A 20,369-nucleotide genomic window follows, 5' to 3' on the forward strand; every position below is an offset into this window, starting at 1 on the left:
TTGCGACAGTGACGCTGCCTTATAGGCGCAGCCGTTGGCGATGTCCCAAAAAAAAGGGCCGCGTGAGCGACCCTGTAGAGTTTTAGGAGAGGATGCCTGAAAGGCGTGCTCGTTATGCTGCGTCTGCGAACGGATGGCGATTGCGTTTAGGGACGATGCGGCTGCAAGTCGTGCATTCGGAGTGGACACCCGTTCCACTTTTGGCCGCGGATTGTTCACGGAGAACGGATGCTTTTCGGATGAGGTTAATTAGGCTATAACGGCCGACAGCCAGCGCTCGGGGGAGTGCTGGCTGTCGTAGCAACCTCGATCAGGGAGGCCACATTTTGCTCGCAACGCTCGTAATGCGTGTTGACCGCGTGGTCAACGGTTTCCGGTCGAGACATAAGGAAATCGTTATATGACCCGCCCGCCGTCAAAGGAAATCAGTCTAAACGCTAGTAAAATCAATGTCTTAGCAGTAAATTCCGGCTCCAAGGAAATCGGTGCAAACCAGGCGTCGTTGGCCTTATGCATCGACTGCAACGCTGACGTTGGCGACATAGGAATGGGCGTCCTGTCAGATGGAACGCCATACCTGAACCAGAGGGGATTGGCGGCCTTGTGCGGTGTCCAGAACGCGCACATCGGTACAATCAGTTCTCAGTGGAACGACCTCGACGAGAAGCCCCGCATTAAGACGATTAAGGGTGTGCTGGCTAAAGCGGGCTATCATGCTCAAGCCGCTCACGTCGAATTGTTCCATGCAGGGCGTACCCACTTCTGCTACCCGGCAGAGATATGCCTTGCCGTTCTGGAATATTATGCGTTCGATGCTGGTGCGAATTGCCAGCCGGAAGCGCGTGACAATTTTCGGATGCTCGCGGGTTCTAAGCTTCGCGATATGATCTTCACACAGGTAGGGTATGACCCGACCGGCGCCAAGCGTTTCCAGAAATGGCATGAGCGCATTGCGCTCAATCACCAGTCTGCCCCGAAGGGCTTCTTTCACGTCTTCAACGAGGCGCACACCATCGTCTACGAAATGATCCTGGCTGGTGCACCGATAGGAGAGAAGGTCGTCGTAGACATCTCGATCGGGCAGCACTGGTCAAAGTTCTGGACGGACAACGACATGTGCTCGTCCTATGGTGGACGGCGCAAGTACCCTCATCGCTATCCCGAAAGCCATCCGCAAGCGAAGTCTAACCCGCAGGAGTCGTGGTGTTACCCTCTGTCGGCTCTCGGCGAGTACCGCGCTTGGTTGCAAGACAAATACATTGAGGGCGGCAAGTTCCGCGCTTACCTCAACGGCAAGGTATCCCGCGGCGAATTGGCTCCATCCGTTGCACAGTTGGCGATCGGGGCAATCGCCCCCTCTCTGATTGCTGCTTAGCTCCAGTCGCTGATCCGCCGACACGTGGGCGGATCAGCGACTAACCCACAAATCCCGCACCCCCAACGCCCGGTCATCTAACCCGAAGTAGTCAGCGAGCCGGCGATGCTCATCCGGCCGGAGCGCCGCCGGCCCTGCGCCGGTGACGAACCGGCGCAGACAGGTGTCGCTACGGCTCAGCATCCGCGACAACGCCGCATAGCTGTCCCGGCCGCCGTCGGTCACCGCCGCCAGCGCCTCGCGCGGATCCACCGGCCCGCCTCGCGGCCTGGCGGTGCCGGCGATCACGACGCCAGCCAGGCGCTCTCCGCGTCCTCCAGCGCCTCCCAGTCGTCCCCGCTGGCGCGCTGCGCCTGCAGCCACTTGCGGGCGTCCTCGACGGTGCCCTGCCTCGGGAAGCTGCGGTCCTTCGCTGCGCTGTCCGCCAGCTGCGCGACGAAGCCGCGCTCGCCGGTCTGCCGCACGAGCCACGCGCCGAACGGCTGTCGGTCGGGTTCGTCGTTAAACGCTGTCGCCATCGTCTCATCCTCCTGCGAATCGTCTGCGCAGCAAGATAATCGTTCCACGTTTGTTCTGCTAGGTGGCGCCGGATGACAACGCGGTCGCCGTTGATGCTCAACAGATCAGCAAAGGGTCTGAGACGAGGATGAGACCTCGGACGACGTTCGAGAGCCGGAACCAATCAGGCTACGCTTCGTGTTAAGCATATGAATCCACTTATCATCGTGCTCGTGCTGCTGACCGCCCTCCTCGTGGTAGCGAGCCGAATGGCTGGCGCTGCGGGCCGTCGACGGAAGCGCGCGTATGCCGCCTACTTTCGTCAAACTCGGGACTGATCCCTCTTCCCGGTGAACGGCTGCGGAGGTCGGGTACATCCTCGGCCAGGTGCGACCCTTGCAAGCGGCCTCAGTCGGCACGCTCGCTTGACTTGCGCTCCATTGCAGCGCGGTGCTCCTCCACCTCGCGAAGGCGACGTCGGGCGAGAACCCGAGCGCGGCTGAAGTGTATACGCCAAGCGACTGTGACAGCGACCGCCACTCCCATGCACGTCATCAGTAGGTAAGCGATAGCTGAGCGGTCCATGGCGTATTCTCCGTCACCGGAGCAGGAGGCCGCCAGCATTGATCATAACGGTCAGACCGCGCTTTCGAGCCCCGACATTCCGTCTTCGATCATCAGGTGGCTCTGTGGCGATAATCAGTAAGTGTCGAGCGCGCTCAAAAACCTGTGCGGATCACCCTCCACCAACGCTTGAGGCGAGCCCAGGCGCTCTCCGGCTGCGGGTCATTCGGCCTTGGTGCAGGTGGAGGCCGGCGCGGTGGCGCTGCGGGGCGCCGTGCGCGCGGGGTGGTCGGACGCCGGGCCATGCGCTGCCGTAGCAGCATGGCCTTCATGGCGCCTGAACAGGTTAGACGTTGGTGGCGGGACACTGCGGATTGCCGTGCCTCTCTCCTGGCCGGTTAGACACCTGCAATCCGCAGAGTGCCGTGATTGTTGCTCCCCGGCCAGAACTTGAACCTCATGGAGCAAGGGGAGCTTTGACGTTCCCCTGTACGTAGGTCGTGCCGACGGCGCCGGGCATCATAGCCGCTGCTGCCTCCTCGCTACCGAAGAGAGCGACCGGATCAACGAGGTGCTTTTCAAGCTCCGCCACAGCTAATTTGTTGTCATTCATCAGTGCCGATATCGCGTTGATGTGCTTCACGACGCGGATGTTGATGATGGCTTCGGCGGCGGGCACCATCTCGACCAGCGCGTCCCATAGAGGGCCGTGCTGCCACGTCTGCCGGCTGGCGCCGCCTATCTTCCAGCCTGCCTCGCTTTCTACTGCTATCAACAGGCTTTCGTGCCAGATGCTGCCGGCAACCGACATCGACGGATGGACGTGCGCCAGCGCCTTGTTCCGAATATCGATGATCGCCTTGTGCTTCTTCTTCTGTTCGAAGGTCAGAGCCTCGGCGATGTTTATCGCTCCACGGTCGCCCGACTTCAGGCTGCTCCAAGTCGCACGAGTATATAAGCTGACGGCTGCCATCAGCTGAGCGGCTTCCGTGGCATCGCGCGTCGGGGTGCCGCGCCCGCGTGGGGAGCGGCGCAGCTGCTGACCGGCCTCTATGATCGCTGCGGCTTGGCGAAGATCGCTTGCGCACGATTGGGCTGTCAGCGCTTTCCGGATCAGCGTCGCGAGCCGGTTGTATCCTGGCCGACCAGCGACCGCCTTGCTGAGGGCTAGGAGGTCGCTGACACGCGGTAAATTCATCAAGCCTCCCGTGGACGGGATCGATGGTGACGAGATGCCCCCTGCCTTGCAAGCCATTGATCTACAATGGTCGGCTTTGCGGCACGAAAGCGGCAACAACCGTTGATAACAAACGACATTCCGGGTCCACGGCGAAAACACGGGTTCGAGTCCCGTAGGGGTCACCAAGCGATTACAAGCACTTACCTTCGGAATATTCACGTTGCCCACGCAGCTTGGGTAACGGATGGGGAATATACGTGTCAGGACGTTCGTGGATGTTCCCGAACAGTTCCGGACGAACTGCGCTTTGATAGACAGCGGCGCTGACCATAGCCTCTCGACGGGGAGAGCTTCGCGATGGCTACGGTGTGGAGCCCGCATCAGGACGAACGGGTCCGCGGGCATGAGTTGTTCAAGGACAGGTTCTGGGGACGGCTCGTTACCGAGGTGGGCAAGGCCGCTGCCGGTGCCTCATCCGACGGATTTGACCGCGAGGACAACATTCGTCGCGGCCTCGACGTCGTGGACACGACAGCAAGGGCTGTTAACCATGACTGGTGGAACTGTGATGACTAGCGTGCCGCTCTTGCCTGGCACCACCAGTCCAGGCCGACCCTTGCCGGTAAGAAGCACGCCGAACCCTACATCATCCGCATCGACGTCGAAGAAGCCGCAGCGAAGTATCTCGCGCTGCCTTACCGCGTCGACGGGCTCGATCGCTTGCTGACGGACATGCTGATGGGCGCGGAGATGTTCGCCTTCGCGGACGAGATGCAGCCTCAGCTGAAGCAGAAACTGCCGACCATCCTCTCGTGGCTCTGGAACAACCTCAAGTCGCTGGTCATCGGTCTCGCCATAGCCGCCGCGCTCGTCTGGCTGGCTCCGGACTCGACCGTCATGCTGTGGATCGCCGGCATCATCGCCGGCGTCACCGTCCTCGGCGCTGCGTTCTCCCTGATCGTGTTTCCATTTCTCTACCCAGGGGTGCGGGCACAGCGGCAGAAGTTTCACGCGACGGTCATGGGGATGATCGACGCCTACACCGCCTTGGGCGGATCGCCTGCGTTGGTTCCACATATCAGGAAGTTGGTGGATCGAGCGAGTGACAACGGGGTGGTCTGGCCGGCGCCACTGATGGCACTGCTCGATGACATCGCTGAACGACGGAAGGCGATTTGAGGATGGACCAGCGTGGCTTCCGCCAGATCGGCGCCTTCTTCAAGTCGCTGTCCAAAAAGCCGACCCGAGACACGCTTTACCGCGGTCACGCGGACGTCTCGTGGTCGTTGCAGCCATCGGCATTCCGGCCGGGGAAGAAGGGAATCACGGACCGGGAAGCACTTCATCGCTGGTCCCGCATTGCGGCGCGGTTCGCTTCACCAGTTCCCCGGAACGACGTCGAGTGGCTGGTCCTGGCCCAGCACTACGGCGTGCCGACGATGCTTCTGGACTGGACCGAGAGCCCGCTCATTGCGCTGTTCTTCACCTGCTACGGCGAGGACCGCGCCGACGGATGTGTGTGGCAAGTCCGGACGGGCAGCGCCTTTACCCACTTCAACTACCACCAGACCGTCGACCCATTCCGGCGTGAGAGGGATCGGCCGGGGCTGATCTGGGCCACGGCCATGAACGCGAGGACGCTGTCGACCCATTCCGGCGTGAGAGGGATCGGCCGGGGCTGATCTGGGCCACGGCCATGAACGCGAGGACGCTGGCGCAGGACAGCGCGATGTCGCGGCACTCCGGGCCGGTGGACAGCGTTCCAAGCGCCTTGATGCGGCAGGTCTATGTAGTGCCTAGTGCGGAGAAGGCAGACACCCTTAGCGCCCTGAAGGTGCTGGGGTTCACCCGGGAGCGCCTTTTCTCGGACATCTCCATGGCGGTGGACGCCTTCCTCGACGACATTTCGCGTTGAAGGCAACGGCTTGCCCGAAGTTGCACACGTATCGATAAACAGGCGCCCGAGAAGGAAAGCCCCCAGGCCCCCCCCGGCACCCGACCTGGGCACTGTAACTCGATAGGGCTTCCTGACCTAAGCCTCTGAATGTGCTACAGGCCAATTCCGATGCACACCACGAACCCGTTGCTCTATCGGCCCCAGATTGGTCTCACCCCGCCCGCTCGCTTGCCGAAGCATTTCGAGCCTTGCTGGTGCGGCTCGGGCCTAAAATTCAAGCACTGCCATAGAGACCGCGCCACTGAGGACAAGGCGAACTTCCACTCAGAAACTGCTGCCATGCGGAAGGCTGGCAGTCGCGGCAAGTGCCTTCACCCTGCTGGGGGAGTGGCGCGTGCAGCTCGAAAGCTATCGCCTCACATACTGTTCAGCGCGGCGGCGGGCTTCGGGCTATCGCTGAAGACGGGCATGTGCTGACCACGATGGTCGAATTCACCGACCTTCATCGTTCAAATGGCAACCCTGAGCCGCGTCGCGTTGGCATTCGGGATGCTTCGACCTTTCCAGGGTTTTGCAATGCGCACGACACGGCCGTGTTTCAGCCCATCGAACACGCAAGTCTGTCGATCGCTGCCGAGACAGCCTTTCTCTTCCTATACCGGGCAATGTGCCTCGAACTCGTTCGGAAGCGCGCCGTTGTAGCGAGCCTTCCCAAGATGAAGCGAATGGACAGGGGGATGCCTGAAAGCCAGCAATTCGAAGCGCAATCAACGCTGCGCGCGTATGAGCTAGGCTTAAAGCTTAGCCTGTCAGCGCTGGAGGGGAAGAAGAGTCTGCTTGATGACCGGCTGGTGCGGCAGGACTGGACTAATGTGAACTTCTGCCAAGTGGAGTTCGACGCCCTCCTCCCGATAACCACCGCTTGCGCCTTCTACCCAAAATTGGCCACTCGCGCTGGATAAGGCACATCTCGATACCGGACATCGGTTCAGGTGCCGCGAAACGGCGAGGGATTCGGAAGGGATGAACCGATCGATCGACAGGCGGTGCTTCATGGCCTTAGGATCACCGCTCCACCGCGACAGGGGGCCGACCTGCATTTCATCGACACGCGTCGCAAACTTTTACGCTCGGCGATGCTCGCGCCGATGGGGCTCTGGACCGCGGGAACAGCGCGTGCCGCCGGCCTGGCGGCGGATGGCGACTTTGGACGCGGCATTTCGCTCCACCTCGCGCGGCGACGCGCGGCGCAGATCTCGTCGATCCACTACGATCTGTCGCTCGACCTGACCGCGGCGGACACCGCGACCGGCACCGTCATGATCCGCTTCGATCGCGTGCCGAACGGAGGTGACCTGATCCTCGACTTTCGCGGGCCGGTGCTGGCCGATCTAGCCGTCAACGACCGCCCGCTGTCCACCGCAGGGCGGGTCGACGGCCACCTCGTCCTGCCCGCAGCGCTTTTGAAGGCCGGCGCCAATGTGGTCGCTGCACGGTTCGCAACGCCGATCGCGGCATCGGGGGCGGCGATCATCCGCTATCACGACGTTAAGGACGGACAGACCTATCTCTATACGTTGCTTGTCCCCTCCGACGCCAACCTGCTGTTTCCCTGTTTCGACCAGCCCGACCTCAAGGCGCGGTTTCGCTGGACATTGACTGCGCCACCGGCGTGGACGGTGATCGCTAACGGCCCGCTCGACACGCAACAGCCCGCGGCCGGCGGCATGCATTGGCGCTTTGCCGAAACCGTGCCGATCCCCACCTATCTCGCCGCCTTCGCCGCCGGACCCTGGACGCGCTGGACGTCGGCACCGGCGGGGGAGCGGCCGATCAGCCTATACGCGCGTGCCTCGCGCCGTGCCGAGGTCGATGCCGAGGCGCAAATCGGGACCAACCGCGCAGCGGTGCGCTGGCTCGCCGACTGGTTCGGGGTCCCCTTCCCCTTCGCCAAACTCGACCTGCTGCTCGCGCCCGCCTTCCCGTTCGGCGGCATGGAGCATGTCGGCGCGGTCTTCTACAACGAGGATCGCTTCATCTTCCGCGAGCTTCCGACGCTGCCGCAGCGGGTCGGCCGCGACGCCACCATCTATCACGAGATCAGCCATCAATGGTTCGGCGACGACGTCACCATGCGCTGGTTTGACGATCTGTGGCTGAAGGAGGGTTTCTCGACCTACATGGCCGCGCGCATCCAGGCAGAGCTTCAGCCCGACAGCAACGCCTGGACCACCTTCCTGCTGTCGACTAAGACGCCCGCCTATCGGGCCGATGCCACCAGCGGCACGCAGGCGCTGTGGCAGCCGCTCGACAATCTCGATGCCGCAAAGAGCAATTACGGCCCGATCGTCTACAACAAGGCGCCCGCGGTCATCAAACAGCTCGCTTTCCTGGTCGGGGAGACGGGGTTCCGCCGCGGCCTCAACCGCTTCCTGACCGACCATGGCTATGGCAACGCGACCTGGCAGGACCTGCTTGGCGCGGTCGGTCGCGCGTCGGGAGTCGATCTGACTGCCTTCGGCAGCCAGTATATGCTGCGCGCCGGCCTTCCGCGCGTCGATACGCAGCTCAAGGCCACAGGCGACCGGATCGATTCCCTGACGCTCGTCCAGCGACCGGTAAGATCCCTTCCCGGCGACCGCGGCGGCGCATGGCCGATGAAGGTCCGGGTTCGACTGGGGTATCGCGACCGAGCCGACGTGGTGCTCGACGCCGCGTTCGACGGCACGATTGCAATCGTCGCCGGGGCGGCGGGCCTGCCGGTGCCCGACTATGCCTGGCCAAATGACGACGATCAGGGCTACGGCCTGTTCCTGCCCGACAACCGCACCGTCACCTGGATCGTCAAGAACGTCGGCACGGTGAAGGACGCCCTGCTGCGCGCGCTGCTGTGGAGCGCGGTGTGGGACACGGTCCGCGATGTCCGCTTCGCGCCGACGCGCTACATCGCCATGCTGCTCGATCACCTGCCCGGCGAGACCGACGAGCAGATTTCGCGCACCATCCTGTCGCGCGGCGCGGCCGCGCTCGATGTCTACCTGCCCGACAACGCGTCCGCACCGCTGCGGCCACACTGGGAGCAGGCGCTGCTCGCCCGTATCAATGATCCGAAGCTCGGTTACGGCCTGCGCAAGGATGCGCTTGACCGCCTGATCGCGACAGCGCGGACGCCGCTCGCGCTCGCCCGGTTGCGCGACCTTCTCGCCGGCCGTGCGACGTTGGTCGGTGCCGCCATCCGTCAGCCGACGCGCTGGGCGATCGTCCGCCGCCTGATCGCCGTTGGCGCCCCCGACGCCGCGACGCTCTTCGCCGCCGAGCAGCAGCTCGACCGATCGAGCGAGGCGGTGAAGGACGCGTTCGTCGCCCACGCCGCAACGCCCGACCGGTCAGTCAAGGCGTCCTACTTCACCCGCTATTTCGACGACACCGCGCTCAACGAGGCATGGGCAAGTGAAAGTCTCGGCGCGTTCAACACGATTGAGCAGGCGGCGCTCACCCTGCCCTTCCTCCGTCCTGCGCTCGACCGGCTGGAGTGGATCCGCCAGAACCGACGGATCTTCTTCCTGCCCGCCTGGATCGATGCATTCATCGGCGGCCAGCGCGATCCTGCCGCACTCCAAGTGGTTGACCGGTTTCTCGATGCGCACCCCGCCCTGCCAATCGACGTGCGCCGCAAAGTCCTGACGGCGCGCGACGAACTGGCTCTGACCGTCCGCATCAGAGCCGCGACATTCGAAGGGAGAGCCCCCTCAATCGAATGAGATCCATTCCCGATCATTCACACGATCCTTCCAGCTGCCCGAAACCTGCCGCTCGTTCACATGAGCGGACTGACCGCTCACGCGGGCCTTGCCAGTACTGTGGAACGACTGAGATTGGGGACATTCCTGCCAGGCAGCTTTCAGCAGCTACTTGGCGATAGGAGACCCTCAAGGCTGGCCCAATTCGGTCGGCTTGACCGGACTTGGAACGTGAGCTTCACTCGGCGATCCTGCGGAGTGATGATGGTGGCGGATCAATTGCGACGCATCCTAATCGTCGAAGACGACTATTTCATCGCGTACGATCTGGCGCAGGGCTTCGAGCGCGCCGGCCTCACGGTCGTTGGCCCGGTCCCATCGCTCGCCCAGGCTCTGGCTCACCTCGCCAACGACGGCATCGATGGCGCCGTGCTCGACATCAATCTCGATGGCGAGAAGGTGTACGAGGTAGCGGATGCGTTGACCGAGCGCGGTATACCCGTCGTGTTCGTGACGGGCTACGATCGGGCAAGCATTCCGGAGCGGTACAGCCGCATCCCGTTGTGCCTCAAGCTGGTCGACACTGAAAAGGTCGTCGCTGCGCTGCGTGACGCTGCGGCGTCATAACAGGGCTGTTACAGCGGCTAGCCTGAGCGGCTTCATCGAAACCGAAACGTGCCGCCATTCCGCAGGGATGTCCGCTGAGTTGTAGCCCGTCGAAAACAGGAACGGCACGCTGCTCGATTGCAGCGCCGCGGCGACCGGAAAGCTGGTCTCGTGGCCTAGGTTGACGTCGAGGACCGCAGCGTCGAGTTCCGGTGAGCGCTCCAACAGCGCCAGCGCCCGTTCGACCGAAGGCACGGGACCGACCACCACTGCGATCGCCCCTTCTAGTTGTTTTGCGACGTCCTGGGCGATCATGTAGTCGTCCTCGACGACCAGAATGCGGCAGCCTTCAAGTGGCGCTGTCTTCAAGTTCCCGGTCCGCGTGTGCCTGCACCTTTGAAATCTCAACGTCGATCGTGCAGTGCACTCCGTCCGGCGTCATCTCGTAGATCGTGTCGGCGCCGAGCTGGTACGGCAAGGCGCGCTCAATCAACTCGCGGCCATAGCCGCCCCCGCGGTTCGTCACCTTAACCTGGGTGGTGTCGACGCCGGTCTCTCGCCAATCAACCAGCAATCGTGGGTTGTCGCCATGCGGGTCCGCGACCGACCAGCGGACTCGGAGGTTTCCGCCGGGCGCCGACGGTGCGCCGTACTTGAGCGCGTTGGTGGCCAGCTCGTGCAAAGCCAGCGAGAAGGTCTGCACCGTCGCCGAGCGCAACGGCACGCCGGCCGGTCCCTCAATCGTCAATCGGTCGGCGGGAGCGCCGAGCGCACTGAGTTCGGACGTAAGTAGTTCGTCGAAGGTCACGCGCTTGCCCGCGCTCAGATGCGACAACAGCCCCTGTACGCGGGACAGCGCCGCGAGGCGGTGGCCGAAGCGCTGGTCGAAGTCGGGCAGCGACGTGGCGCCCTTCATCGTCTGGCTGAACAGCGCGCCGACAACCGTAATGAGGTTGCGCGTCCGGTGCTGAAGCTCCTTCACCATCACCTGCTGCCGGTCCTGGAGCACGCGCAGGTCGTGAATGTCGGTCGATGTCCCCAGCCACTCGATAATCGCGCCCGCGCGATCCCGCACAGGCTCGGCCCTGCTCTGGAACCAGCGGTAGCTATGCGCAGCGGGGTCGCAGATACGGTATTCGACGTCGATGCCGCCGCGCTCGATCGCGTACCGCCACGCCTCGCAAGCCTTGCCGCGGTCGTCCGGATGAAGGGTGCTCAGCCAACCAAATTCGTGGCTGTCTGCCTCCGCCTGCCCGGTGAACTCGGTCCATTGCGGACTCGCCCAGGTCCAGTGTCCGCCGTCCACCGCGCGCCAGACGAGCTGGGGCATTCCGCCGATCAAGGCATGAAGCTGCGCCTCCGTTTCAAGTAGTTCGGTCGCGTCGTGGCCGATGCCGCCGATCAGCGTCACGGTGCCGCTCGCATCGACGATTGGGAAGTCGGTGTTGCGTATCCACGGGATCGCGCCATCGCTAGGACGTTTGATGCAATAATCAAATGTGGCGTGTTCGCCCGCCCGCACCCGGTCGATCATCCGTGTGGCGTGCTCGCGATCTTCCGGCAGGATCAGATCGACCCAATTGCGGTAGTTTTCACCCGACAGCGCTTCCTCGCGGCTCAGTCCGTAGATCGTCTCGAAAGCCGGGGTGAGATACGTCCATTGTAGCGTTTCGGCGTCGCGGATCCACAGAACGTCCTGAGATGCTTCGCCGAACTGCCGCAACCTGGCCTCGCTGTCTCGCAGCGCCGCCTCGTTCTTGGAGCGCTCGATTGCCGCCCAGGTTCGCTCGCTGACGGCTTCGGCCAAAGCGATCTCGCCGCGCCTCCATCGACGTGGCGCCGCCGTCAGCAACGCGAGCGTCCATTGCGGATTGCCGGGTCCCACGCGGACAGCTGCCGAAATGATCGAGGCAAAGCCGAGCGACTGCATATTGCGTCGATCATCCTCGGTTAGCCCCGGAACTGTAGCGACGTCCTCAACAACGAGGGTCCGGTCGTTCCACATCTCAAGTGCAGAGGGAAAGTCGGAGGGTCGAATGTGGTCGGGAAGAAGCGCTACCCGGTCGTTACCTAGCTGATACGGAATATCGTTGCGGTCTTCGCCTGATCGGGGTTGAGCAATGAAGCAGCGATCGACATGCAAACAATCCATCAACATGGCCATCGCGCGGTGGGCGATGGCGTCGGCATCGGGTTCGGTTCGCAGCATGTCTGATAAGTTGAGGAGAAAGGCCTGATGCTTCTCGCTCTCGCGCGACTCGGTGTCGACTCGCCTGCGCGGGGAGATGTCCTGAGCGGTTCCGAACCACTCAATAATCTGGCAGTCCACGCCCAATATTGGAATGGCGCGTGAGAAGGTCCAACCCTCCGTGCCGTCCACCCGGCGAACGCGGTGTTCCATCTCGAAAGGGCTTTTGGCTTTGATCGCCTTGGTGATGGCGGACTGGATGTGCGGCCGATCCTCAGGAAAGATATACTCGTCCCACCACCTGATCGTGGGTGCTTTCGTGTCGGCTAGGAAGCCGCGGCCGTCGAGCTGCCGCATCTCTTTCCAGTCCGCGCTCATGCGGTAGATCGCGTCCGACGTCGCGCTGACGAACGCACGCAACTGCGCCTCGCTCGCGCTTAACGCCTGTTCGGCGCGCTTGCGCTCGGTAACGTCCTCATAGAGCACGGTGAGGCGGTCGCCGCCGCGGGGATAGGCGAACACCTCGAACCAACGCCCGAGCGAAGCGACTTGATATTCGATCCGTTCCGGCGCGCCCAGCTTAGCGATCCGGTCGAATGTTTCCGTCCACCAAGGCTCCAGCTCCGGCATGACCTCGCGGGCGGTGCGGCCTTTCGCTTGTGCGACAGGTATGCCGATCAAGCGCTCGTAGGCGGGATTCAGCTCAAGATAACGCTGATCGACTGCACGCCCGCTCGCATCACGCAGAAGCTCTAGCTCGCAGTAGCCCTGGCCCATCGTCTCGAACAGGGTGCGGTATTTCTCCTCGTTCGCCTTGAGTGCCGTTTCCGTTTGGAGCCTGGCCCCGACCTCGAAGCCATTCATGTGCGCAGCGATCACCGCACCGTCAGGACCGCGGACCGGAATTAGATATGCGTCGAACACCTGGCCGGCATCGGTCCGTTCCAGATCAAGCGGCTGCGCAGGAACATGGATGCTCTCGCCTGAGAACACCCGCTCATACAGGTGCGCCGTCTCCGCCCAAGCGTCCGGCCAGCTCTCCGCGACGGGGCGGCCTAGCGCAGCGGGATGCTTATCTCCGTAGAGTGCGGCAGCCGCGTCATTATAGATGAGCACGCGCTTCGCCCCGACTACGACCGAGGCGATGATCGGACTCGCAAGCACAAGGTCCACCGCGCAGCGAAGCTCGGCAAGCCAACGATCTCGCGTCCCAAGCGGTGTGGACGACCAATTGTGCGCCCGGATGCGCGCGGACATGTCGCCGCTGGCGTGCGGCCATCGATCATTCGATCGTTCTGCATTATCCATTCGGGATCAAGCCTCTAGGCGCCATGCCGTTGCCAAGAGCAATGACATGCACTCAGCCGACGCGAGCTGCCAGTGTCAAAGCCGGTCGGATTTGGCGCCCTCGCACCCGCACGGCCTTCCAAAGACTTGCGGGTGAAAGAAGGCCGGTTCGAAATGTCTGCTTCCAAGATTGGAAATTTGCCTCCGCTATCACTGCCTCTGGGTGGGTAGCCGTCCGGCAGCTTCGAGCCGCGAAGACCCACAAGTCGACATTCAGGATGCCTTGAGCCTTGCCCGGAAGCGGACGCCCGTTAAGCACCTCCATGTTGATGGCCGACGGTACCGCTACGGTGCAGCTGCTCGGCATTCGAAAGTATAGCTAATGCCGATCCGCCGCCTTCTACTCGCAGCAGCCGTTAGTATCGGGGTCACTGCCTCCGTCGCGGCGATGCGGCCGGCCGCTCAGCTCCATCCGGCCAGCTTTGCAGCCCATGCGGCGCAATGTGCGGGCAAGGACGGCTGGAGCGATCCCGCGCCTCCTGTGCGCATCTTCGGCAACGTTTACGACGTCGGTACCTGCGGCATCGCGGCCGTGCTCGTGGTGGGAGACAGGGGCGCCATGTTGATCGACGGTGCCACGGCAGAAGCAGCGCCGATGATAGCCTCGAACATCGAACGGTTGGGCTTGCGGTTGTCCGATGTGAAGCTGCTGCTCTCCTCCCACGAGCATGCCGACCACGCTGGCGGCCTCAGCGAGCTGAAGCACCGCACAGGGGCGCAGATGGTCGCGATCGCCGCCGCCCATCAATCGCTGGAAAGTGGCGTGATGGCTGCGAACGATCCGCAGCGTGATGGGGACCGGCCAGGCTTCCCCGGCGTTCGAGTCGATCGCCAGGTGCACGACGGCGAGGTTGTCCGGCTCGGCTCCTTGCGGCTTGCCGCACATGCAACGCCCGGCCATGCGCCGGGCGGCACGTCGTGGTCGTGGCGGTCGTGCGAGGGGCAGGTTTGCCATGACCTCGTCTTCGCCGACAGCCTTAGCGCCGTATCAACCGACCGCTACCGGTTCTCCGACCATGGTGAACGCGTGGCGGCACTCAAGGCCAGCTTCGCGACCGTGGCGGGGCTCCGCTGCGACCTGATCGTTACGCCGCATCCGTCCGCAAGCGACCTGTACGCCCGCCTTGCCGGCAAAGAGCCCCTAGCCAATCCGCGTGCGTGCATCGACCTGGCGGCCATCAGCGCGGCCAAGCTCGAGGATCGACTGCATAACGAACTAACCGTCGGTCGAAAGCTGTAGCCGTTGCTTTCGGCAGGGAGAGGGATGATAGCCACCCGCCATCGTGGCGGATCGCCGGCTTCGTGCTCTCTGCGGCGGGCGCCATGCTGTTCGCTATCAAGGGCGTGCTGGTAAAGCTGATCTATCGGTATGGTATCGGCACCACGAGCCTGGTGGAGATGCGGATGGTGGTGGCGGTGCCGATGTTCGCGCTGGTCGGAGCGCATCCCTGCTTGAGACACACCTTGTCGGGCGTCAGTGTAAAATCGGTTGTCGAGAGACCGACTGGGTGGCCAACTTGGTAGGCGGCGGTAGCATTGCTCTTCCGGTCCCGTGGCGTATCGTTGCCTATGGTCGGATCGCGTTTGCGGGTGAGGATGACGGCCAGAAGTTCGGCCTTCCAGCGCCGGTGGAAGGCGAAGTGAGCGGTGTCGAGTTCATGCCAGGAAAGCGTAGTCGGAAATTCGTTGCCTCGCTGGAGACATCGAGGCCGGCACGGACGATACCGTTAAGATTGTCCGCGATTCCGGGTTGCTCTGACTGCTAGCAGCGAAGGTCTATCTGCAGTTCCCCATATCATACCGCCGCCAGTATCGGTCCCACCGATGCGCAACGCCCACCGCAATGGCCGCGCACGACAGTGATCGGCCATCCGGCAGCTTGCAGCGGGCGACAACGCGGCTGTAGCTGATGCCAATCGGTTGGCAAATCAGGCGCTTGCCCAGAGTCACGCCTGACATGATGCGCTGGCTGCGGGCTGCGGGCTGCGGCGCGGTCATCGCAGGTGTAGTTCGCACGCCGCGCATCAGGCCGGCGCTCTGCGCTTTCAGAGTCCGGCGCCTGGATGCCCGCAACGCGAATCTTTTTGCTCGATCGGCACCATAAGGGCCCGTCGCCGTCGTAGACGCGGATGACGTTGCAGATGATGGGCGGGGGCATGTCGGCGATCATCGCAGAGGCATGCCATCAACCATATGTTCCCGCAATGTTCTTGCGAATCGCTGCCGCATCGACGTACCCTGCCGCCAGCCGAACGACGGCGAATCGACATCGAAGGAGCTTTGGCATGGAGCACGATCTCCAGCTGCGTGCGACTGCGCGCGCAATTTACGACGCCTGCTATCCATCAGAAGATTGGGCGCCGTGTGGGTTCGACGATGCCGAGCGCTATGGAAGCATGCATTATCGCCAAGCTATTGGCGCGGCTCAGCAGGCGCGACGTGTATTGACCGCGGCTGAGGAGTATCAGCTACTGCTTTCGATTACGCTGTGACCCGCAGGAAGGGCGAACGGCCGGTGGCAGTGACTCTAGGAGCCGTGGACACTTACCGGAGCCATAGGATGGTGGCAGCGAGAGTGAGGACGGCGAGATAGTTTCGGGCGGTTTTCTCGAAGCGGGTGGCGACGCGGCGGAACTGCTTGAGCCTGGAGAAACAGCACTCGACCAGATGGCGCTCGCGGTAGAGTTGCCGGTCGAAGGGGTACTTGCTGGCGCGCTGGGGCGTGTTGGGGATCACGGCGACGGCCCCCATGCCGGCGATCAGCTCGCGGGAATGGCGGGCGTCGTAGGCGCCGTCGGCTAGTACGACCTCGGCCTCCAGGCCGGCAATGAGCGCGGGTGCCTGCGGCACGTCGCCGCGGTGGCCGGCAGTGAGGTGGAAGGCGACAGGGTTGCCCAGCCCACGCACGGCCAGATGGATCTTGGTGGTCAGGCCACCACGGGAACGGCCAAGCGCCTGATCTTCAGCCCCCTTTTAGCCCCGCTGGCGTGCTGGTGGGCGCGGATGATGGTGCTATCCACAATCAGATACTCGAAGTCGCCATCATCCGACATGGCAGCGAAGATGCGATGCCAGATGCCCTTGGCGCTCCACCGGCTGAACCGGCGAAAAGCGCTGTTCCATGAGCCGAACACGTCCGGCAGATCACGCCAGGGCGAACCCGTGCGCACGATCCACAACACCGCCTCCACGAACATCCGGTTGTCACGCCCCGATGAGCCGCGCGTCCGCTCGTCACCGATGATGTGGCGCGACATCTGCTCCCACTGCTCGTCGCACAGGATCAGCCGGTCCAGCACACCCATGATCGCCTCCACGCAGAAAGCGACATTGAATCAGGTAACGTCAGCTTTGGGAATCCCAAGAGTCGACGGCTCCTAGACACGTGGTCGCCGGCGCATCCAGTCGCCGATGCGATTGGGTCAGGCACATACTGGTTCGACGGATGGGTGATGCTGAAGGCGACGCCGATCGCCCGGCTGGCGAAGCAGACGGGGATCAGCGCCACGAGGCTTTTGACGATCAGCGCCGGTGATCGCGTCTCGCAGGCTGAGGTTGATGCGCTGGCCAGAGCCTGGTGCATCAGCGCGCGGGATCTGATTGCGTCACTCCCCGAGCCTACGTTGATCATCCCATGACGCAGCAGGAAGAAGCAGAAGCACGCAGGCGGCTGGCCGTGAACGTTTTCATGCCCCTCCAAGGTGAGTTGCTGCCGGATGTCATTGATCGAGTGGCAGGCACCTGCCCGGGCAAGCTGAAAAGCCCGCTCAAGGGTGCTGGTCCCGTCGCGGCTCATACGCCGAGGCCCCGCCGCCCGATCCCGGGGCACAGGCGCGTACCCTCCTGGCCCGACGCCCCGACCGCCATCTGACAGGCTTCGAGCGGATGCCCGTCGTTGACGGCAGCCAAGTCTTTATAATCAGGTGCTTTGATCATTCCTGCAACGTGGATCACCCGATGCGTCAGGACAAGCCGATGGCCATCTTTCCGCTTGATCTGCCTCTGTGATGTCATCGACTCAGCTAGCGTCTGAATCGTGCAGCCGCTCCGTATCGGCGGGCAAAGCGATGACGTCGATGGTTCTCAGACGGTGGAGGCTGAAGAGGTGTGCATGTGCCACCGCTGCCTTCGCGCATGTCGCCGCCCGTATTCGCTGCCGCTCCTGCTCGCATCGGCCTTCGTGGTACACACGCAGTGCCTGCGCTTCCTCTGTTCCCATGGCCTATCTCCCAACGGATGCGTCAGGATTACTGTCTTAGATTACCCAGATCCTAAGAAACCAAATCGAGGCATTCTCATTTGGTCGTTCCGCTCACGGAACAAAGAGCCCTGCATCTCATTCAGGTCAGAGATTTGTCCAGGGATGCGGATGCCTCACGTCCTGATCATCGAAGACTCGTACCTGTTCGGTCAGTTCGTGTCCGATGCCGCGGTTCTCGCTGGCGCGGGGAGTGTCGAGGTTGCCGAGGGGCAGGCTGCGGCAGAAGCCGCCGCTGTCAGGAAGGCGCCGGCCATCATCATCGCAGACGTGAAGCTTGATGACGGCTCTGGGTTGAGTGCTGTCCAGCGGATCGTCTCCGCTGACGGATCTGTCCCCGTCCTCTATGTCACGGGCTACCCGGAGCAATGCAGCGGCTGCCCAGCAGGCGCCATCGTTGTCGAGAAACCAATTTCACACGACGATCTGCGGGGGAGGATCACCGCTATGGTCGCCGAGGTGAAGCAGGCGCCGCGCCACTAGCCCATGAGATCGGTCACCATCGCCTCTGCATCCCGCTGACGCTCGCTCATCGAGGCGTAAATGGCGGCCTGGTCGAGGTGCAGGCGCTTTTCCTCCCGATCTTCTGCAACCGCCGCGGCGTCCAGTTTGGCGAACGCCAGACGTTCAAGATCGTGTGTCGTGAGGTGATCGGCCAAAGGTATCCTCGTTCATCATGACGCCGAAGCGCAGGTCGCAAAGGTACGTGATGCCGTCAGCAGGGATGACGCCGGCGCCCCGGGGACGGGACGAGACGAGTCGCTGGCTCGGTAAGCTGCCTATCCGCAATGGCGGTCGACGTCGCACACCTAAGCTAAGGATCGGAACGGTATGATGAACCGCTACCATCCAGAATGTCACCGATGTCATTTGACCCCAGCCGGTGCCAGCCGCAGCATCGTCATGCCCGATCCCCGGGCTGGGAGACGTTGGATGCGCAAGCTTCTGTTCGCTGCGGTAAGCGTAGGTCTGCTGGCGAGCGCCGCCCCCTCGGTCGCTGCGCCCTGCCGCGATGCTAAGGCCAAATTCATCAAGTGCCCGTCGGCCGCCCCTGTGAAAGCCGCGCGCTGCAAGGATGCTAAGGGCAAGTTCGCCAAGTGCGGTACACCGGGCGCGAAGCGAGCCTGATGGAGCTGTCAGTTTAAGGCGGACACGTCTCCAGCGCTAAAGCTTGGATGGTCAAGGCCACAGATCAGCTGACGAGCACTCGCCAATCGGCCAGTGCGGCTGAGCGTCGTTCCTTGTAGGTATGGCGGTCGGTGAGATGGCGCTCCAGGCTGAAGTGGTTGTGGACGGATGCGAACTTCTGCAGGCTCTTCATCTGTCGGAAGCGGAGCATCGCCCGCTCCCGTCGTCGGAACGGCAGGTGTGAGTTCTCCGCCCTGTTGTTGGCCCAGCGGCCCACCTCCTGACGATCAGCATCGCCAAGCTCGTTCATCGCGGCACGATAGCTGCGCAGACCATCCGTCGTGATCGCCTCAGGCGAGCCGTGGCGCTTCAGCGCCTTCTTCATAAAGGTGAGCGCCGCTGCCTTGTCCCGCGTTCTGGTGACGTAGCTTTCCAGCACCTCTCCTTCATCATCCACCGCTCGCCACAGGTAGACCATCTCGCCGTTCAGCTTCACGTACATCTCGTCCAGGTGCCAGCGCCAGTGGCGAAAGCCACGCATGCGGCTTACCCGCCTGCGGCGCACCTCGCCGGCAAACACCGGCCCAAATCTGTTCCACCACATCCGCACCGTCTCATGGCAGATATCGATGCCGCGTTCGAACAGCAGGTCTTCCACATTCCGCAGCGACAGCGGGAAGCGGACGTACATCAGCACCACCAGGCGGATCACTTCAGGTGATGAGTTGAAGTACCGAAACGGACTGGCTGGCTTGCGCGGGCCAGGCATGACCCTCGCCTACCCTGCCCTAATTACTAGTCGGTGCATTTGGGCTGACAGAGCCTGCGCTGCGCATCAGCCGAACGCTCCGGCTGCGAGAGGGCACCGAGCATCGGCTTGAGCGGCGTGAGGCTGCAGAGCAATTCCTTCAAACGCGCCATCCCCTGCCTCCTTGAACGCCAGCCCTCATGGTGCGTGTAGTCGAGGGCAGTTAGGTTCTTCGTCGATGCGAACTGCGGCGCGAGGACCGGTTCGTCAGCCCTCTGTCATTCCCGTCAATGTGATCGGCTAGCGAAGTTGGGCGCGACGTAGGAAAGAGTGAGGAACGCCAGGAAGATACCGATCCCCAATCCGTAGAAGGAAGGGACAAGCCGTAACGACAAACGGGAGCTGTTGACCGGCGGCTTCATGCCTTGGCACACTTGGACGACGTCGGTTTTGGCTTGCAGCGCGAGGAGGCCGGAGATTGCCACGGGCAAGCACGGGATGTCGAGCGCGACCTACTATGCGTGGAAGGCGAAGTTCGGCGGCCTAGAGGTGTCCGACGCAAAGCGCCTGCGGTTGCTCGAAGAGGAGAACGCCCGGCTCAAGCGGCTGCTGGCGGACACGATGCTCGACAACGCGGGTCTGAAGGATCTGCTGTCAAAAAAATGGTGACGCCCGCCGCGAAGCGGCAAGCGGTCGCTCATCTCCAGTCGACGCTGGGGATGAGCGAGCGGCGGGCGTGCACGGTCGTCGGGGCAGATCGTACGAGCATGCGGTATCGGTCGTGCCGGGCGGATGATGGCGACCTGCGCTCGCGGCTGTGCGAGCTGGCGCAGCAGCGCC

Annotated in this window: 22 protein-coding genes, 1 tRNA gene and 1 pseudogene; 16 read left to right on the plus strand and 8 right to left on the minus strand. The window is 62.9% G+C overall.

Translation table 11 applies throughout. From position 1 onward, the window contains the following. Positions 1 to 400 precede the first annotated feature (400 nt). Positions 401 to 1,375 (plus strand): BstA C-terminal domain-containing protein, encoded by a 975-nt coding sequence (locus tag AC4GY7_RS03650; RefSeq protein ID WP_491112040.1) that lies wholly within the window; start codon positions 401 to 403, stop codon positions 1,373 to 1,375. A 33-nt stretch (positions 1,376 to 1,408) separates the two neighbouring features. Here AC4GY7_RS03650 and AC4GY7_RS03655 read toward each other — a convergent pair whose 3' ends face one another. From AC4GY7_RS03655 to AC4GY7_RS03665, 3 genes are all read right to left on the minus strand, one after another. Further along, positions 1,409 to 1,663, minus strand: coding sequence for a hypothetical protein (locus AC4GY7_RS03655; protein WP_491112041.1), 255 nt, complete (start codon positions 1,661 to 1,663; stop codon positions 1,409 to 1,411). After that, a complete protein-coding gene (locus tag AC4GY7_RS03660) occupies positions 1,660 to 1,893 on the minus strand; it encodes a YozE family protein (RefSeq protein WP_491112042.1) in 234 nt (77 codons plus the stop codon). The genes AC4GY7_RS03655 and AC4GY7_RS03660 overlap by 4 nt, the downstream gene beginning before the upstream one ends. A 1,001-nt stretch (positions 1,894 to 2,894) precedes the next feature. Next, a complete protein-coding gene (locus tag AC4GY7_RS03665; protein ID WP_491112043.1) occupies positions 2,895 to 3,635 on the minus strand; it encodes a hypothetical protein in 741 nt (246 codons plus the stop codon). Between the two features lie 72 nt (positions 3,636 to 3,707). Between AC4GY7_RS03665 and AC4GY7_RS03670 the strand changes: the two genes are divergently transcribed. The 9 genes from AC4GY7_RS03670 to AC4GY7_RS03710 all read left to right on the plus strand — a co-directional run bounded on the left by AC4GY7_RS03670 (position 3,708) and on the right by AC4GY7_RS03710 (position 9,881). Continuing rightward, a tRNA-Ser gene (locus AC4GY7_RS03670) sits at positions 3,708 to 3,802 on the plus strand. Between the two features lie 172 nt (positions 3,803 to 3,974). Beyond that, positions 3,975 to 4,193 carry a hypothetical protein gene (locus AC4GY7_RS03675; protein WP_491112044.1) on the plus strand — a complete coding sequence of 73 codons (219 nt, stop codon included), beginning with the start codon at positions 3,975 to 3,977 and terminating at the stop codon, positions 4,191 to 4,193. A 144-nt stretch (positions 4,194 to 4,337) separates the two neighbouring features. Further along, positions 4,338 to 4,796 carry a hypothetical protein gene (locus tag AC4GY7_RS03680; protein ID WP_491112045.1) on the plus strand — a complete coding sequence of 153 codons (459 nt, stop codon included), beginning with the start codon at positions 4,338 to 4,340 and terminating at the stop codon, positions 4,794 to 4,796. A 2-nt stretch (positions 4,797 to 4,798) separates the two neighbouring features. Beyond that, entirely contained in the window at positions 4,799 to 5,299 is a 501-nt protein-coding gene (locus tag AC4GY7_RS03685; protein ID WP_491112046.1) for an FRG domain-containing protein, read from the plus strand. A gap of 14 nt (positions 5,300 to 5,313) precedes the next feature. Beyond that, positions 5,314 to 5,532 (plus strand): hypothetical protein, encoded by a 219-nt coding sequence (locus tag AC4GY7_RS03690; protein WP_491112047.1) that lies wholly within the window; start codon positions 5,314 to 5,316, stop codon positions 5,530 to 5,532. Between the two features lie 150 nt (positions 5,533 to 5,682). Continuing rightward, positions 5,683 to 5,991, plus strand: a complete 309-nt coding sequence (locus AC4GY7_RS03695) for an SEC-C metal-binding domain-containing protein (RefSeq protein ID WP_491112048.1) — start codon at positions 5,683 to 5,685, stop codon at positions 5,989 to 5,991. Continuing rightward, the gene (locus AC4GY7_RS03700; protein ID WP_491112049.1) at positions 5,985 to 6,476 is read left to right on the plus strand and encodes a hypothetical protein; all 492 of its coding nucleotides are present in this window, start codon (positions 5,985 to 5,987) and stop codon (positions 6,474 to 6,476) included. The genes AC4GY7_RS03695 and AC4GY7_RS03700 overlap by 7 nt, the downstream gene beginning before the upstream one ends. Before the next feature lie 186 nt (positions 6,477 to 6,662). Beyond that, positions 6,663 to 9,275 (plus strand): M1 family metallopeptidase, encoded by a 2,613-nt coding sequence (locus AC4GY7_RS03705; RefSeq protein WP_491112050.1) that lies wholly within the window; start codon positions 6,663 to 6,665, stop codon positions 9,273 to 9,275. 240 nt (positions 9,276 to 9,515) lie between these two features. Next, complete coding sequence (locus tag AC4GY7_RS03710) at positions 9,516 to 9,881, plus strand: response regulator (RefSeq protein ID WP_491112051.1); 366 nt, start codon at positions 9,516 to 9,518, stop codon at positions 9,879 to 9,881. On the opposite strand, the gene AC4GY7_RS03715 is transcribed toward AC4GY7_RS03710, so the two are convergent. Both AC4GY7_RS03715 and AC4GY7_RS03720 read right to left on the minus strand, forming a co-directional pair. Then, on the minus strand, positions 9,876 to 10,175 hold the full coding sequence (locus AC4GY7_RS03715) for a response regulator (protein ID WP_491112052.1): 300 nt from the start codon (positions 10,173 to 10,175) through the stop codon (positions 9,876 to 9,878). The two genes, AC4GY7_RS03710 and AC4GY7_RS03715, sit on opposite strands and share 6 nt — an antisense overlap. A 34-nt stretch (positions 10,176 to 10,209) precedes the next feature. Then, a complete protein-coding gene (locus tag AC4GY7_RS03720) occupies positions 10,210 to 13,305 on the minus strand; it encodes a PAS domain-containing protein (protein WP_491112053.1) in 3,096 nt (1,031 codons plus the stop codon). 412 nt (positions 13,306 to 13,717) lie between these two features. Between AC4GY7_RS03720 and bla the strand changes: the two genes are divergently transcribed. From bla to AC4GY7_RS03735, 3 genes are all read left to right on the plus strand, one after another. Next, complete coding sequence (gene bla, locus AC4GY7_RS03725) at positions 13,718 to 14,635, plus strand: subclass B3 metallo-beta-lactamase (protein ID WP_491112054.1); 918 nt, start codon at positions 13,718 to 13,720, stop codon at positions 14,633 to 14,635. Positions 14,636 to 14,718: 83 nt separating this feature from the next. After that, on the plus strand, positions 14,719 to 14,919 hold the full coding sequence (locus AC4GY7_RS03730) for a hypothetical protein (RefSeq protein WP_491112055.1): 201 nt from the start codon (positions 14,719 to 14,721) through the stop codon (positions 14,917 to 14,919). A gap of 761 nt (positions 14,920 to 15,680) precedes the next feature. After that, the gene (locus tag AC4GY7_RS03735) at positions 15,681 to 15,887 is read left to right on the plus strand and encodes a hypothetical protein (RefSeq protein WP_491112056.1); all 207 of its coding nucleotides are present in this window, start codon (positions 15,681 to 15,683) and stop codon (positions 15,885 to 15,887) included. 52 nt (positions 15,888 to 15,939) lie between these two features. Here the strand turns inward: AC4GY7_RS03735 and AC4GY7_RS03740 are convergent. Further along, positions 15,940 to 16,700, minus strand: a protein-coding gene (locus AC4GY7_RS03740; protein WP_491112085.1) for an IS5 family transposase whose coding sequence is annotated in 2 segments (ribosomal slippage) — positions 15,940 to 16,370 and positions 16,370 to 16,700 — 762 coding nt in all. Because the reading frame shifts where the segments join, the coding sequence is not laid out codon by codon here. Positions 16,701 to 16,847: 147 nt separating this feature from the next. Here AC4GY7_RS03740 and AC4GY7_RS03745 point away from each other — a divergent pair. Then, on the plus strand, positions 16,848 to 17,033 hold the full coding sequence (locus AC4GY7_RS03745) for a hypothetical protein (RefSeq protein ID WP_491112057.1): 186 nt from the start codon (positions 16,848 to 16,850) through the stop codon (positions 17,031 to 17,033). Between the two features lie 731 nt (positions 17,034 to 17,764). Then, on the plus strand, positions 17,765 to 18,136 hold the full coding sequence (locus tag AC4GY7_RS03750) for a response regulator (protein ID WP_491112058.1): 372 nt from the start codon (positions 17,765 to 17,767) through the stop codon (positions 18,134 to 18,136). Here AC4GY7_RS03750 and AC4GY7_RS03755 read toward each other — a convergent pair. Then, positions 18,133 to 18,312, minus strand: a complete 180-nt coding sequence (locus tag AC4GY7_RS03755; protein ID WP_491112059.1) for a hypothetical protein — start codon at positions 18,310 to 18,312, stop codon at positions 18,133 to 18,135. The genes AC4GY7_RS03750 and AC4GY7_RS03755 overlap by 4 nt on opposite strands. A gap of 533 nt (positions 18,313 to 18,845) precedes the next feature. After that, positions 18,846 to 19,550, minus strand: coding sequence for an IS6 family transposase (locus tag AC4GY7_RS03760; RefSeq protein ID WP_491112060.1), 705 nt, complete (start codon positions 19,548 to 19,550; stop codon positions 18,846 to 18,848). Between the two features lie 468 nt (positions 19,551 to 20,018). Between AC4GY7_RS03760 and AC4GY7_RS03765 the strand changes: the two are divergent. Continuing rightward, positions 20,019 to 20,369: pseudogene (locus tag AC4GY7_RS03765) on the plus strand (transposase); the annotation flags it as partial.

The organism is Sphingomonas sp. SP5 (genome assembly GCF_058313455.1).

Bases quoted from the DNA above. Each gene is read 5' to 3' on its own strand.
- AC4GY7_RS03730 (WP_491112055.1), top strand. From the start codon at position 14,719: ATGCTGTTCGCTATCAAGGGCGTGCTGGTAAAGCTGATCTATCGGTAT.
- AC4GY7_RS03665 (WP_491112043.1), bottom strand. From the start codon at position 3,635: ATGAATTTACCGCGTGTCAGCGACCTCCTAGCCCTCAGCAAGGCGGTC.
- AC4GY7_RS03715 (WP_491112052.1), bottom strand. From the start codon at position 10,175: ATGATCGCCCAGGACGTCGCAAAACAACTAGAAGGGGCGATCGCAGTG.
- bla (WP_491112054.1), top strand. From the start codon at position 13,718: ATGCCGATCCGCCGCCTTCTACTCGCAGCAGCCGTTAGTATCGGGGTC.
- AC4GY7_RS03735 (WP_491112056.1), top strand. From the start codon at position 15,681: ATGGAGCACGATCTCCAGCTGCGTGCGACTGCGCGCGCAATTTACGAC.
- AC4GY7_RS03745 (WP_491112057.1), top strand. From the start codon at position 16,848: ATGCTGAAGGCGACGCCGATCGCCCGGCTGGCGAAGCAGACGGGGATC.
- AC4GY7_RS03720 (WP_491112053.1), bottom strand. From the start codon at position 13,305: ATGTCCGCGCGCATCCGGGCGCACAATTGGTCGTCCACACCGCTTGGG.
- AC4GY7_RS03650 (WP_491112040.1), top strand. From the start codon at position 401: ATGACCCGCCCGCCGTCAAAGGAAATCAGTCTAAACGCTAGTAAAATC.
- AC4GY7_RS03750 (WP_491112058.1), top strand. From the start codon at position 17,765: ATGCCTCACGTCCTGATCATCGAAGACTCGTACCTGTTCGGTCAGTTC.
- AC4GY7_RS03710 (WP_491112051.1), top strand. From the start codon at position 9,516: ATGATGGTGGCGGATCAATTGCGACGCATCCTAATCGTCGAAGACGAC.
- AC4GY7_RS03690 (WP_491112047.1), top strand. From the start codon at position 5,314: ATGAACGCGAGGACGCTGGCGCAGGACAGCGCGATGTCGCGGCACTCC.
- AC4GY7_RS03760 (WP_491112060.1), bottom strand. From the start codon at position 19,550: ATGCCTGGCCCGCGCAAGCCAGCCAGTCCGTTTCGGTACTTCAACTCA.
- AC4GY7_RS03685 (WP_491112046.1), top strand. From the start codon at position 4,799: ATGGACCAGCGTGGCTTCCGCCAGATCGGCGCCTTCTTCAAGTCGCTG.
- AC4GY7_RS03695 (WP_491112048.1), top strand. From the start codon at position 5,683: ATGCACACCACGAACCCGTTGCTCTATCGGCCCCAGATTGGTCTCACC.
- AC4GY7_RS03705 (WP_491112050.1), top strand. From the start codon at position 6,663: ATGGGGCTCTGGACCGCGGGAACAGCGCGTGCCGCCGGCCTGGCGGCG.
- AC4GY7_RS03675 (WP_491112044.1), top strand. From the start codon at position 3,975: ATGGCTACGGTGTGGAGCCCGCATCAGGACGAACGGGTCCGCGGGCAT.
- AC4GY7_RS03660 (WP_491112042.1), bottom strand. From the start codon at position 1,893: ATGGCGACAGCGTTTAACGACGAACCCGACCGACAGCCGTTCGGCGCG.